We start from the raw sequence: 13,080 nt of genomic DNA, 5'->3' as shown, positions 1-13,080 counted from the left end.
GATTGTTGATCTCGCCTCGCCCTTCTGCCAGACATGAGCCGGCACCGGGGAGGTGCTTTTGGGGCGCCAAGCCCGGGAGAGATTGGCCATGACCCGTACAGCGCTCTATCCGGGCACGTTTGATCCCCTGACCAATGGTCATATCGACATTATCGGCCGGGCCGTGAAACTGGTCGATCACCTGGTCATCGGTGTCGCGATCAACGAGGCCAAGCATCCGCTTTTCAGTCTCGACGAGCGCGTTGACATGGTGCGCGAGGAAGTCGCCCCGTTTGCCGATGGTGCGCAGATCGAGGTCCGCCCCTTTGACGGCCTGCTGATGCATTTCGCCGAGGAGATCGGCGCCCAGTCGATTGTGCGCGGGCTTCGGGCCGTGTCCGATTTCGAGTATGAATTCCAGATGGTCGCCATGAACCAGCAGCTCAATGATGACATTGAGACCGTTTTCCTGATGGCTGACCCTCGTCACCAGGCGATCGCGTCGCGCCTGGTCAAGGAAATCGCCAAGCTGGGCGGCAATATTTCCGCCTTCGTGACGCCCAATATTGAACGCCGTTTGAAGGAGCGTCTTGCGTGATCATGCGTTTTACCCTTTCCGCCACTCTCGCCCTGGCCCTGACAGCCGGCGCCTGCGCCCGCGAAGCCGAAGTCTCTCAGACCGACCAGGGCGCGGCGTCGGGACTGGCTTCGGCCGCGTCGGCGCAGTCCGAAGCGGCAGCGCCGCAATGGGATCTGCCCGACGATGCCTGGCGGACTGCGGACCAGGACGACCTGCTCTATATCGAAACCGACCACGGCATGGTCATTGTCGAGATGGCACCGGAATTCGCGCCCAATCATGTCGCCCGCATGCGCCGCCTGGTTCATGAACGCTTCTATGACTTTCTGGTCTGGCACCGCGTGATCGACGGTTTCATGGCGCAAGGTGGCGGGGCTCGCACCAATCCCGGTCATGCTGCTGATGTGGAAGGACTTGAAGCCGAGTTCACCGTTCGCCGTTCTGGCGAGCCGGTTGTGACCGAGCTGATGGACCGTGTCATCAATCCGCGCGCCTTGCCGCAAATGGCCAAGGCCGGCTTCTGGGACGGTTTCCATGCCGGGACCCAGACCTCGGCACTGGCGGCGATCACCGGTGACGGTCAGGTCCAGTCCTGGCTGCTGCATTGCGCCGGTGCGGCCGCGGCAGCCCGCACCAGCGACCCCAATTCGGCCCGCAGCCAGTTCTTCATCACCCGCGGCAATGCCGAGCACCTCAATGCGCAATACACGGCCTGGGGGCGCGTGCGCGTCGGTCAGGCGGCGGTCGATGCGATTGCGGTCGGGTCAGCCTCCGAAGATCCCGGTTTCCGGCCGGACAATATCCGCTCGATGCGGACCGGTGATGAATTGCCGGCCGACGAGCAGGTGACCGTCCAGGTCGCCGATACCGATTCAGCGGCCTTTGCCGCCTATCTCGACACGCTGCGCAGCCCGTCTGGCAATTTGCCCGACATTTGCGATATCACCGTGCCGACACGAATTGTGGAATAGGAAGACCCATGGCTGAAGAACAACTCGTATTCACGCTTGAAGGCGGCGACGTCACCATCAAGCTGCGTCCGGATCTGGCACCCAAGCACGTCGCCCGCATCACCGAGCTGGCCAAGGAAGGCTTTTATGACGGCCTGACCTTCCACCGCGTGATTGATGGCTTCGTGGCCCAGGGCGGCTGCCCGAACGGCAATGGCATGGGTGGCTCCGGCCAGCACATCCCGGCCGAGTTCTCCGCCGAGAAGCATGTCCGCGGCACAATGTCGATGGCGCGCGCTTCCGATCCGGACAGTGCCTCCAGCCAGTTCTTCATCTGCCTGGATGACGTACCCTACCTCAACAACCAGTACACGGTTTGGGGCGAAGTCATCTCCGGCATGGACCATGTCGACGCCCTGCCCAAGGGCGAGCCGCCGGCCAATCCGGGCGCGATCATCAAGGCGACGGTCGTCGAGGCGTAAGGCCTTGAGCTGGATCAAGACACTTGATCGAAAGGCGGCCGATGGCCGCCTTTCGGCTATCTATGACCGGGTCGCCGGCAAGACCGGCCAGATCGACAATATCCTTGCGGTCCACTCGCTGCGACCGCACACGCTGGAAGGCCATATGGCCCTCTACAAGGCGGTGCTGCACCATTACGGCAACAGTCTCGACAAGGCCTATCTGGAAACCATCGGCACCTGGGTCTCATCGCTGAACAAGTGCGCCTATTGTGTCGAGCACCATTTTGCCGGACTCAAACGCTTGTTGAATGACGACGCGCGGGCGGCCGAAATCCGTGACGCCATCGACGCGGGTATCCCGGAGCGCGCCTTCTCGGGACGCGAGCTCGCAGGCCTGCGCTATGCCGAACTGCTGACCCGGCAGCCGGACAAGTTGACCCAGATGCACGCCATGGCCCTGCGCGAGGCCGGTTTCGAGGATGGCGAAATTCTCGAGATCAACCAGGTCACCGCCTATTTCGCTTACGCCAACAGGACGGTGCTGGGTCTGGGCGTGAACCCCGCCGGCGAAGCGCTGGGTCTGTCGCCGAACACGTCAGATGACCCGGACAACTGGTCTCACGATTGATCGTCAGACCCGCGCAAGCGCACCCGTGCCATCAATGGCCGATGATCCGATCCGGTATCGGGACCCGCGTGGATAGCCACTGTCTGCCAGGCCTCTCCAGCAAAGATATGGTCGATCCCGACCAGCATCGGCGGCAGGGGCGGGGCGATGCCGCCATCGCGCGTGAACAGGCCTTCCGATGGCCAGCTGGGCAAGGCGATGGAGCGGCGTTCCAGGTCCAGATCCCGTTCAATGCGAGTCAGGGCGCGCGAGGGCGCGGCGGCGTTGAAATCTCCCATCACGATCAGCGTGTCCTGCGGCTCACGGGCGAGGGCGCGGGCCAGATTGCGACGTTGGCAGTCCTGGGCGGCGGACGGGAAGGGCCAGGTCAGATGGACCGAGACGATCATAGCCTGGCGTCCGTCCGGCAGTTCGATCCGGGCCCAGACCGCTGGCGGCAATTCCCAGTCACACGGCACGGCGTTCTCGAACGAGATGTCCGGCGGATGACGCACGCAGCCACTGTCCAGCATCGGCAGTCGGCTGAGTATGCGGACCGAGCGACAGCGGGCGATATGCGGGTAGGCGGCTTCCAGCTGGTCGACCACCGGCTTGGCTTGCCGCGTGGCTTCTTGCAGGGCGATGATATCCGGGGCCAGTCCGGACAGGACAGCAGGCGCTTCGACAGGATTGGTGCTGAGTCCCCAAAGATTGTGGGTGACGATGGTGAGTTCGGTGGCGTCATCGCCGATCGCACCCGGCGCTGATTGGTTGAGACGTCGCAGGACTTCCGGTCCGGCCGGCAAAAACACCAGCGCACACCCCACTGCCAGGGCCAGCGGGACCCAGCGATGCCGGTTGCGCAGCGAGAACAGGGTCACGGCCACCACAAAAATCGCGACCAGCGGCCAGATTTGCCGCCAGGCATCAAACCCACGCCACAGCGGCGCGAGGGTGATGAAGGCGGCCAGGCCCAGCACGGCGCATGAGGCAAGGAAGGCGGAGATCGTGTGACGCACGGGCGGGAGTTCCGGTTTGTTTGTCAGGCTTTCTACACGCCAAAGATTGCGAAGCGGTGTGTCCGTATATAGACCCCGCAGCCATGCGTGTTTCCGACTTTGACTTCCACCTCCCCGAGGCGCGGATCGCCCTGCGTCCCGCCCGTCCGCGTGATGCGGCGCGGATGCTTCATGTTGCCTCCAATGGCGTGTTCGCCGATCGCGGTGTGCGCGACCTGCCGGACCTGTTGCAGCCCGGCGACCTGATGGTGTTCAACGACACCCGTGTGATCCCCGCCGCGCTGAAAGGCATCCGTCCGGCTCGGGCGGTGGGCGGCGGCGGTCCGGTCGAGGTCGAGGTCAATCTGCACAAGCGGATCGATGCCTCGGCCTGGCGAGCCTTTGTACGACCGGCCAAGCGTCTGCGCATGGGGGACGAGATTGCTTTCGGCGAGACGCTCAAGGCCGAGGTGACAGGCAAGTCCGAGGGCGGCGATGTCCGTCTGGTATTCAATGCCGCCGGCGCGGCGCTGGATGCTGCCATCGCGGTGGCCGGCGAGATGCCGCTGCCGCCCTATATCGCCCGCAAGCGCGGCGTCGATGAGAAGGATGAGGCCGACTACCAGACCCTTTTTGCTACCCATGAAGGATCGGTCGCAGCTCCGACCGCCGGTCTCCATTTTACACCGGAGCTGATGGCGGCGCTCGAGGCGCGCGGCGTCGAGCAGACCCGCGTCACCCTGCATGTCGGGGCGGGGACTTTCCTGCCGGTCAAATCCGACGATACCGATGATCACCAGATGCATTCCGAATGGTGCACGGTCTCGGCGGAGGCCGCCGACGCGATCAATGCCGCCAAGGCCGAGGGGCGCCGGGTCATACCCGTTGGCACCACCGCGCTGCGCACGATTGAGAGCCTGGCCTCAGGGCCGGGCATTGTCCGTGCCGGCAGCCGGGACACCGATATCTTCCTCACGCCGGGCTCGGATTTTGCCATCACCGACATGCTGATGACCAATTTCCACCTGCCGAAGTCGACGCTCTTCATGCTGGTCAGCGCCCTGTCCGGGCTGGACGTCATGCAGCGCGCCTATGCCCATGCCATTGCGGCGGAGTATCGTTTCTACTCCTATGGCGATGCCTGCCTGCTGGAGCGCCGCACATGACGACCTTCCCCTATGAGATCCACGCCACCGATGGCGCGGCGCGCACCGGCGTGCTGAAGACGTCGCGCGGCGATATCCGCACGCCGGCCTTCATGCCGGTCGGCACGGCGGCGACGGTGAAGGCGCTTTACATGGACCAGGTCCGCGAGACCGGCGCCGATATTATCCTGGGCAATACCTATCACCTCATGCTGCGCCCCGGCGCCGAGCGGGTGAAACGGCTGGGTGGTCTGCACAAATTCTCGACCTGGAAAGGCCCGATGCTGACCGATAGTGGCGGCTTCCAGGTCTGGTCCCTGTCCAAGCTGCGCAAAATGACCGAGGAAGGGGTGAAGTTCCGCTCCCATATCGACGGGTCCGAGCACAATCTCACGCCGGAGCGCTCGATCGAAATCCAGGCCGACCTCTTGGGCGCCGACATCTCCATGCAGCTGGACGAGTGCACGCCCTTTGGCTGTTCGGAAGCCGAAGCCCGCACCAGCATGGAGCTCTCCATCCGCTGGGGGCAGCGCTCCAAGGCGGCTTTCGGCACCCGCGACAGCCAGGCCCTGTTCGGCATCGTCCAGGGCTCGGTGTTTGAAAACCTGCGCCGCGAGAGCGCCGAGCGTCTGATCGAGACCGGCTATGACGGCTATGCCATTGGCGGCCTGGCGGTCGGTGAGGGCTTTGAGAAAATGTGCGACGTGCTCGATTTCACCACGCCGCACCTGCCAAGCGAACGCCCACGTTATCTGATGGGCGTCGGCAAGCCGATCGACCTGGTGGAAGCCGTTGCCCGCGGTGTCGACATGTTTGACTGCGTCCTGCCGACGCGCTCGGGCCGCCATGGTCAGGCCTGGTCGGATCATGGCCCGATCAATATCAAGCGCGCCGAGTTCGCCGAGGATGACAGCCCGCTCAATCCGGAGATCGATTGTCCGGCCAGCCGGGATTATTCCAAGGCCTATCTCCACCATCTCTTCCGGTCTGGCGAATATCTCTCGGCCATGCTGCTCTCCTGGCATAATATCGCCTACTTCCAGCATTTGACGGCCCGCATGCGCGCGGCCATCGCGGCGGGTGAGTTCGAGGCGTTCCGGCGAGAGTTCCGGGGCAAGTGGGAGCAAGGTCAGGCCGAAGCGGCAGAGCGAGCGGGCTAGGGATGCCTTTGACGCTTCGCTTGCTCGATCATGCCGAATTGGCGGTAACGCTGCCCGATTTCTCGCAACTTCTGACCGCTTGTGTTGAGGCCGGTGCTTCCATCGGCTTCATGGCGGACCTTTCGCCGCTGCGGGCCGAGGCGTTCTGGACCGACATCGCCAGTCAGGTTGAGCGCGGCGACCGGCTCCTCTGGTCCGCCCGGGACACCGCGTCTGGCACGCTTCTCGGCACCGTCCAGCTCATTACCGGCCTGCCGGACAACCAGCCCCATCGCGGCGATGTCGCCAAGCTGATGGTCTCACCGGACGCCCGGCGGCGCGGCGTGGCCGATGCGTTGATGGCGGCGCTGGAGAGCCATGCCCGCGAGACCGGGCTGCGCACGCTCGTCCTGGACACGGTGACCGGCTCACCGGCGGAGGCGCTCTATCGCAAGCGCGGCTGGGTCGAGGTCGGGGCGGTGCCGGACTATGCGCTGTTTCCGGATGGGTCGCCTTGCTCGACAACCTTCTTCTACAAGTCGCTGATCTGATCGCGGTCCGGAGATCGGCGAGGCGAGGGCGTCAGTCGTGCTCGTCCTCGACCAGGCCATAGGCCTCGAAGGCGCGGCGCATCTGGGCCGGCGGACAGCCGAAGCCATCATACAGGCCGCGCAGATAAGCGCGTCGGCGCTGGGCCATTTCTGTCTGTTCGCGGGCCTCCCGCTCGATGCGACCGGCACCGCCGAGAAAGCGTACCACGGGGCGGACAGGGTTCAGGCCGACAATGGTCGAGTGGTAGAGCCCGCGCGCGCCGTCCGCCGCCGCATCCGGTGCCTGTGCGGCGATATGCGCGCCCTGACCCAGCCAGGTGTCATGCTCGTGTGCGTCCTCTTCCGCCAGACGTTGCTCTTCCTCAATGTCCGGACCGAGCACGACGGTCAGTCTGGCAACATCCTGGGCGACGGTCGAACAGCGACGTCGGGCGCCGTCACCGCCATAGGGCGTCGGGACGGTCTCTTCGCCCTCGTCCACCATGACGCGGCCCGGCCGCTCACGCGGCAGGCCGACGGCATCCTCGAATGCTTCGGCTGTTTCCTCGCGGGCAAAGCTGCCGGCACTGCTTGCGGATTGTCGTGTTGAACTGCATGCGCTCGCGCTCAACGCCACGATGACACATGCCAACAGACTCAATCTTCCCCTCATGCGCTGCATTTTAATCCGCGATTGCGGCGAAATCTCATCAAAAATGCTGAAATCCGCAGTCAAACCCCGATTGACCCTCCGGAATCGCCCGTATAGGTTCCGCGCTCCTCGTTCGGGGAGCCGATAGCTCAGCTGGTAGAGCAACTGACTTTTAATCAGTAGGTCCAGGGTTCGAGCCCCTGTCGGCTCACCACTCCTTTTCTTCCATATTTTCAAGTGAGTGGTGGCTCGGTGCTTGGTGCGCCGGGGTGGCGTATGCCGTCTGTTTCGGGCACATATAAATCACCCGCGCCGGGCGCAGCCTGATCCATAGACCCCTTGACCTCGCGAACCGGATACGGCGAACTCCCGGCAAGGGGTTTATGGCGCGGTTAGCGCTTCAGCGCGCCTTGGGTAACGCGCGGTTCCAGGGAGACCAGCCGCCCTTCGGCGACGTCCATTTCAGCGCGTCCCACTCATCCCGAGGCATCGAAAACCGCATTTCCCCCGCGAATTACTTGACCCACCCGCCATACCACCCCAGCTTTTCGCCAAAGTCTGGGGGGAGGGCATGATGCGTATCCGACATTTCCTGGCGGGATTGACCGCGATACTGGTGGCCGCTTGTTCCGGTGATGAGCCGGTCTTTGTGCCCGTCATGGCCGAGGACCTGGCCCGCACCATCGCCCAGGGCGAGCTGGTCGGTTTCGAGACCGAGACCGGCGCGGCGGCCTGGATGGCGGTGCCCTATGCCGCGCCGCCCGAGGGGGAGCTGCGCTGGCGCGCGCCGCGGCCGCCTCTAGCCTTTGCGGCTCGGTATGAGGCGCTGGCGGCCGGGCCGGCCTGCCCGCAGGTGACCAATACGCTCAGCGCCGGGGACGAGTACGACACCGGCATTCTGATTGGCGCCGAGGATTGCCTGACGCTCGACATTTATGCGCCGCGCAATGCCGCGCCGGGCGATGATTTGCCGGTGATGATGTGGATTCATGGCGGCGCCAATACCTGGGGCTCGTCCTCGGCCTATGACGGCTCCAACCTGGCCAATGAGCGCGGCGTGATCATCGTGTCGGTGCAATACCGGCTCGGACCGCTCGGCTTTTTGGCTCATCCGGCACTGCGGGCCGAGGCCGGGATCGCGGACGATGCAGCCGCGAACTTCGCCCTGCTTGACCTGGTGGCGGCCCTGCAGTGGATCAGCGGCAATATCGATGCCTTTGGTGGCGATGCCGGTCGGGTGACGGTGTTCGGTGAAAGCGCCGGCGCCTATAATATCGCCGGCCTGATGGCGATGCCGCAGGCGCGTGGCCTGTTCCACGGGGCGATCATGCAGAGTGGCGGCACGGCGTCTGTACCTCTTGATGTCGCCGAGAATGGCGGTGGGCTGGACGCGGTCGCCGGACTGGCGGCCGGTGAGGTGATAGCCGGACCTGACGCCACAGGAACCGCCATGCGAGCCGCCTCGCTGGCCGAGGTCTATGCGCCCTATCGCGACGAGGATGGCGAGCTGACCTCCATGCCACGCATGATCGAGGACGGGGTGACATTGCGCGAGGGCGGCATTCTCGCCGCCGCCGAGGATCCGGACGGTTTCGCGCCGGTGCCGCTGATCTCCGGCACCAATCGCGACGAGATGAAGCTCTACACGGTGTTCGATCCGCGCCTGACGCGGCGGCTGGGACCGCTGATCTGGTTGCGCGACCGCGACACCTATGAAGCCGCCGTCGAATATCCCAGCCGTATCTGGCGCTATAACGCGGTCGACGGATTGCTGGACCGGCTGGCGGCCCATGGGCGAGACGATCTGTGGAGTTATCGCTTTGACTGGGACGAGGGCGGTTCGGTGCTGATCACCGATACCGGAGAATTGTTGGGTGCCGCCCACGCGATGGAAATTCCTTTCGTGTTCAATCATTTCGAACTGTTCGGCTCGTTTGACCGGGTCTTGTTTACCGATGGCAATGCCGATGGGCGCGCCGCGATCGCCGACGCAATGGGGGCCTATTGGTCCGCTTTTGCCGAAACCGGTCAGCCGGGCGATGGGGCCGGGGTCGGTCCCGGCTGGCCACGCTGGAATGATGCCGGGGCGGCGCTGCGCTTTGATTCGCCTGACGATGGCGGGACGGCGGTTTTCGATCGTCTCGAGAGCCCGGAGTTGATCGCCGAAGCGCTGGCCAGCGATCCGCGGATTGATGACACACTGCGGTGCGGTATCGCCGGCGGCATCACACGGCGCCAGCCGGTCCTGGACCCGGCCTTCGACAGCGCACTCGACTGCTGAGGGCCGGGAGCCATCCGGCGACCGGTGTTTTGCATTGCATTGCAACAATCGACTGGTCGCCTCGCCTGGTCGCGTTATGCTGAACAAGGCGGGGCATTCGGCCCGGCCCTGATTCGGTGGGCGCCATGGACTCTCTACTCTTGCAGGCAGCGATCTATCTGGGCGCCGGCCTGATCGCTGTCCCGGTCGCCCATCGGCTGGGGCTGGGGTCGGTTCTGGGCTATCTGCTGGCCGGCGTGGCGATCGCGCCCTTGCTGGAGCTGGTCGGGTCCAATCCGGAAAATGTCCAGCATTTCGCCGAATTCGGCGTGGTGATGATGCTCTTCCTGGTCGGGCTCGAGCTCCAGCCGCGTGTGCTGTGGGATTTGCGGGTCCGATTGTTCGGGCTGGGCGGCCTGCAGGTCGCTGTGACTACCGCGGCGGTTGCGGCCTTTTGTCTGGTGATCGAACTCGACTGGCGGCTGGCAATCGCGCTCGGTCTGATCTTCGCGCTCTCATCGACCGCCATTGTCCTGCAGACGCTGGGCGAAAAGGGATGGCTGCGGACGGAAGGTGGTCAATCGGCCTTCTCCGTCCTCCTGTTCCAGGACATTGCGGTGATCCCGATGCTCGCCCTGATGCCGTTTCTGGCCCTGCCGGATATTGCCGGCCATGCCACCGAGGTCGCCGGCCATGGTGCCGAGAGCACGCCATTCTCCCACTTGCCCGCCTGGGGGCAGGGCCTGGTCACGCTGGGTGTGGTTGCGGCCATTGTACTGGGCGGCCGCTATCTGACCCGTCCGGCCTTCCGCATCATTGCGCGGATCGGGCAGCACGAGCTGTTCCTGTCGGCGGCGCTGTTCCTGGTGATCGGCATTGCGGTCCTGATGAGCGCGGTCGGCCTGTCGCCGGCGCTGGGAACTTTCCTGGCCGGGGTCCTGTTGGCGGAGAGCGAATACCGGCACGAGCTGGTCAGCGATCTGGACCCGTTCAAGGGGCTGTTGCTGGGTGTTTTCTTCGTCACCGTCGGCGCCAGCATGGAGTTCGCCCTGCTGGGAGAGCATCCGGGCATGATCATCGGGCTGACCCTGGCCCTGATCGGGGTGAAGGGGCTGATCCTCCTCGGGCTGGCCTTCGTTTTCCGGATGGAGGGGCGGGCGCGCTGGCTGTTCACCTTCTCGCTGGCACAGAGCGGCGAGTTCGGCTTCGTCCTGCTGGCCTTCGCCAGCGGGGTTGATGTCATTCCGCCGGAGATCGCCGGTGTCGCGGGCCTGGTCGTCGCCCTGTCCATGATGGCGACGCCCTTGATCATGATCGTCTTCGAGCGCTGGGTCTCGCCGCGTGTGCGCCGTTCGGCCTCGCCGGAGCGCGAGGAGGACATGATCGAGGAAGAGGCCCCCGTCATCATCGCCGGTATGGGCCGGTTCGGGCAGATCATCCAGCGCATGCTGGTCATGGATGGCTACAAGCCGGTGGTCCTGGACAATTCCGCCGAACATATCGACGGGCTGCGCAAGTTCGGCATCCAGGTCTATTACGGCAATGCGATGCGGCCCGGCCTGCTCGAGGCCGCCGGGATCGCTCGCGCCAAGCTGCTGGTGGTCTGTACCGATAATCGGGAACGGGCTGTCGAGCTCGTCCATCACGTCAAACAACGCTACCCGCAAGTCTATGTGATTGCCCGGGCCGCCAGCCGGGAGCACGTCTATCAGCTGCGCGCAGCGGGTGCCGACCTCGCGATCCGCGAAATGTTCGGCTCTTCTCTCGATGCCGCCCGGCAGTCGCTGGAAGTGCTTGGTGAAAGTCCCGACCGCGCCCGGCGCAAGAGCGAAGCCTTCGCCCGCCATGACGAAGAGAGCCTGCAACAATTATTCGAGGTCTGGGACGCGGAAACCGATATTTTCGACAATGAGGCCTATATGGAAAAGGCGCGCTCGCGGGCCTTCTCGCTGGAAGAGCTGATGGCCGACGATGTCGGCGATCCCGATGAAAGACGTCCGGCCGCAGACCCCGACTGACTTTGACCGAATTCCTCTCGACGGGCCCAAGGGCACGGGTTACATGCCGCGGGCAAAATGGTTAACGTGTTGGCGGGTTGTACAGGGGCACCCTCGTGATTCTTCGGAGCATGACCACTTATCTGGCGGCAGGCTTGGCTGTACTGCTGGCGTGTTCCGCAGCGACAGGGGCGCAGGGTCCGGATCCCGATGCCGACACGGCCCGCGAAGCGGAGACGGTCATTTCGGCTGCGCCGCCGGCCGCGCTGCCTGTCCGTCCGGTTGCCGACCTCGAGCGCTGGTCTGGCCGGATCACCGGCTGGACCGCGTCGCATCGCGAAGCCATCGCTGTTCGCCTGTTCGATGCACCCAGCCATGGTCTGCCCGATCTCGAGGCCCACGCGATTGCAATCCTTGAAGGGCAGGGCTCGGAAGCGGAGCTCAACCGACTGGCAGGACTGGCCTATCTGCGCTTTGCAGGTTGGCTGGAATTCGGATTGATCGATCCGGAGACCCATGCGCCGAGGGTCTTGCTGGACGAGGAAGCGGCAATGCTCGTGCGGCGATTGGGGTGGGCCTTCGAGACTGGCGACGCTGCCCAGGCGATCGATGATGCCGCCCCGACCGTTCGTGACTATGACACGCTGCGCGCGGAAATGATGCGCGTGCTGGCCGTGACGCCCATCTGGCCGGGCGTCCAGTCGGGCCCTTCCCTGAGCGCTGGCGATGTGGGTGGGCGCGTCGACCAGTTGCGGACCCGCCTTACCGCAGAAGGTTTGCTGGACGGCGACTGGCAGGAGGGCGACCACTACGATATCCGCCTGGAAACGGCGGTCCGACGCTACCAGGGCCGCACCAATCTCGCGCCCTCTGGCCGTATGGATCAGGCGACCCTGCGGCAACTCAACCTGCCACCGGACCGCCGGATCGGGCAATTGATGGCCAATCTCGAGCAGCGTCGCTGGCGTACCCGCGATCTGGGCCGCCGCCATATCTGGGTCAATCTGGCCGACTTCCGGCTGGAAGCCTGGGAAGATGGTCAGCTGGCCCGGGAGCATGAGGTCATGGTGGGACGCCAGGCCAGTTCTACGCCCGAATTTTCCGAGGACATGCAGTATATTGTGCTTAATCCCTGGTGGGGTTTGCCGAACGGCTCGGCGCGGCCGCGCTTCCAGTCTTTCCGACGCAACCCGTCGCTCGCCCGTGAACTGGGCTTTCGCATCTATAACCGGAGCGGTGAGGCGATTTCCGTCTACGAGATAGACTGGAGCCGCTGGGGGGGCGACTGGCCTTACCGCATGTCCCAGCCGCCCGGGGCGACCAATCCGATGGGGGAGGTCAAATTCATCTTTCCCAATCGCAACAATATCTACATCCACGATACGACGGAACGCGACCAGTTCGTGAGAACCCGGCGTGACTTCTCCGCCGGATGTATCCGCGTCCAGGACCCTCTCGCTCTCGCGCAATGGGTGCTGGATGGCCAGGATGGCTGGAGCCGGGCGCGCATCGACGAGGTTGTGGCGGGCAGCTCGCCGACAGTCGTCTGGCTGGATGACCGCATACCGGTCCATATCGCTTATTGGACCGTGGTCGGCGACCCTGACGGGCGGGTGCGGTACCTCAATGATCTCTACCGACGGGACAGTGGTGTGATCGACGCCTATCTCGCGGCTCACGAATCCCACTCGCCGGCCCTACCGGTGACATCTCGGTCCATGCCGGGGCCCGTCGTCGCCAGTTTTGACTGACAGCGGCACCCATTTGGGCTGAGCGATG

The 13,080-nt window shown here is 64.5% G+C and carries 12 protein-coding genes and 1 tRNA gene; 11 read left to right on the top strand and 2 right to left on the bottom strand.

Annotated features, from left to right (window positions below; all coding sequences use genetic code 11):
• The first annotated feature begins 88 nt into the window (after window positions 1–88).
• Genes coaD through MMAR10_RS09725 form a run of 4 tightly spaced genes read left to right on the top strand, consistent with a single transcriptional unit; the run spans window position 89 to window position 2,601 of the window.
• Entirely contained in the window at window positions 89–577 is a 489-nt protein-coding gene (gene coaD / locus MMAR10_RS09740) for a pantetheine-phosphate adenylyltransferase (protein WP_011643809.1), read from the top strand.
• A gap of 2 nt (window positions 578–579) precedes the next feature.
• Window positions 580–1,530 carry a peptidylprolyl isomerase gene (locus MMAR10_RS09735; protein WP_049755708.1) on the top strand — a complete coding sequence of 317 codons (951 nt, stop codon included), beginning with the start codon at window positions 580–582 and terminating at the stop codon, window positions 1,528–1,530.
• 8 nt (window positions 1,531–1,538) lie between these two features.
• Window positions 1,539–1,991 carry a peptidylprolyl isomerase gene (locus MMAR10_RS09730; protein WP_011643807.1) on the top strand — a complete coding sequence of 151 codons (453 nt, stop codon included), beginning with the start codon at window positions 1,539–1,541 and terminating at the stop codon, window positions 1,989–1,991.
• Between the two features lie 4 nt (window positions 1,992–1,995).
• The gene (locus MMAR10_RS09725; RefSeq protein WP_011643806.1) at window positions 1,996–2,601 is read left to right on the top strand and encodes a carboxymuconolactone decarboxylase family protein; all 606 of its coding nucleotides are present in this window, start codon (window positions 1,996–1,998) and stop codon (window positions 2,599–2,601) included.
• On the opposite strand, the gene MMAR10_RS09720 is transcribed toward MMAR10_RS09725, so the two are convergent.
• Window positions 2,592–3,599, bottom strand: a complete 1,008-nt coding sequence (locus MMAR10_RS09720; RefSeq protein WP_011643805.1) for an endonuclease/exonuclease/phosphatase family protein — start codon at window positions 3,597–3,599, stop codon at window positions 2,592–2,594. The two genes, MMAR10_RS09725 and MMAR10_RS09720, sit on opposite strands and share 10 nt — an antisense overlap.
• A gap of 83 nt (window positions 3,600–3,682) precedes the next feature.
• Between MMAR10_RS09720 and queA the strand changes: the two genes are divergently transcribed.
• Genes queA through MMAR10_RS09705 form a run of 3 tightly spaced genes read left to right on the top strand, consistent with a single transcriptional unit; the run spans window position 3,683 to window position 6,413 of the window.
• A complete protein-coding gene (queA, locus tag MMAR10_RS09715) occupies window positions 3,683–4,744 on the top strand; it encodes a tRNA preQ1(34) S-adenosylmethionine ribosyltransferase-isomerase QueA (RefSeq protein WP_011643804.1) in 1,062 nt (353 codons plus the stop codon).
• The gene (gene tgt / locus MMAR10_RS09710) at window positions 4,741–5,883 is read left to right on the top strand and encodes a tRNA guanosine(34) transglycosylase Tgt (RefSeq protein WP_011643803.1); all 1,143 of its coding nucleotides are present in this window, start codon (window positions 4,741–4,743) and stop codon (window positions 5,881–5,883) included. The genes queA and tgt overlap by 4 nt, the downstream gene beginning before the upstream one ends.
• A gap of 2 nt (window positions 5,884–5,885) precedes the next feature.
• Window positions 5,886–6,413 (top strand): GNAT family N-acetyltransferase, encoded by a 528-nt coding sequence (locus MMAR10_RS09705; protein ID WP_011643802.1) that lies wholly within the window; start codon window positions 5,886–5,888, stop codon window positions 6,411–6,413.
• Window positions 6,414–6,444: 31 nt separating this feature from the next.
• Here the strand turns inward: MMAR10_RS09705 and MMAR10_RS09700 are convergent, their stop codons facing one another.
• Window positions 6,445–7,053, bottom strand: coding sequence for a hypothetical protein (locus tag MMAR10_RS09700; protein WP_150099754.1), 609 nt, complete (start codon window positions 7,051–7,053; stop codon window positions 6,445–6,447).
• Between the two features lie 129 nt (window positions 7,054–7,182).
• Here MMAR10_RS09700 and MMAR10_RS09695 point away from each other — a divergent pair.
• The 4 genes from MMAR10_RS09695 (at window position 7,183) to MMAR10_RS09680 (ending at window position 13,052) form a co-directional block, all read left to right on the top strand.
• Window positions 7,183–7,258 (top strand) — tRNA-Lys (locus tag MMAR10_RS09695).
• A 357-nt stretch (window positions 7,259–7,615) separates the two neighbouring features.
• The gene (locus tag MMAR10_RS09690; RefSeq protein WP_011643800.1) at window positions 7,616–9,325 is read left to right on the top strand and encodes a carboxylesterase/lipase family protein; all 1,710 of its coding nucleotides are present in this window, start codon (window positions 7,616–7,618) and stop codon (window positions 9,323–9,325) included.
• Window positions 9,326–9,450: 125 nt separating this feature from the next.
• The gene (locus MMAR10_RS09685; protein WP_011643799.1) at window positions 9,451–11,322 is read left to right on the top strand and encodes a cation:proton antiporter; all 1,872 of its coding nucleotides are present in this window, start codon (window positions 9,451–9,453) and stop codon (window positions 11,320–11,322) included.
• Window positions 11,323–11,432: 110 nt separating this feature from the next.
• Window positions 11,433–13,052 carry a L,D-transpeptidase family protein gene (locus MMAR10_RS09680; RefSeq protein ID WP_011643798.1) on the top strand — a complete coding sequence of 540 codons (1,620 nt, stop codon included), beginning with the start codon at window positions 11,433–11,435 and terminating at the stop codon, window positions 13,050–13,052.
• The last annotated feature ends 28 nt before the right edge of the window (window positions 13,053–13,080 follow it).

The organism is Maricaulis maris MCS10 (assembly GCF_000014745.1).
Lineage (GTDB): Bacteria > Pseudomonadota > Alphaproteobacteria > Caulobacterales > Maricaulaceae > Maricaulis > Maricaulis maris_A.
Note: the sequence above shows the minus strand (reverse complement) of the source record. Positions and strands in the feature narration are given on the sequence as shown.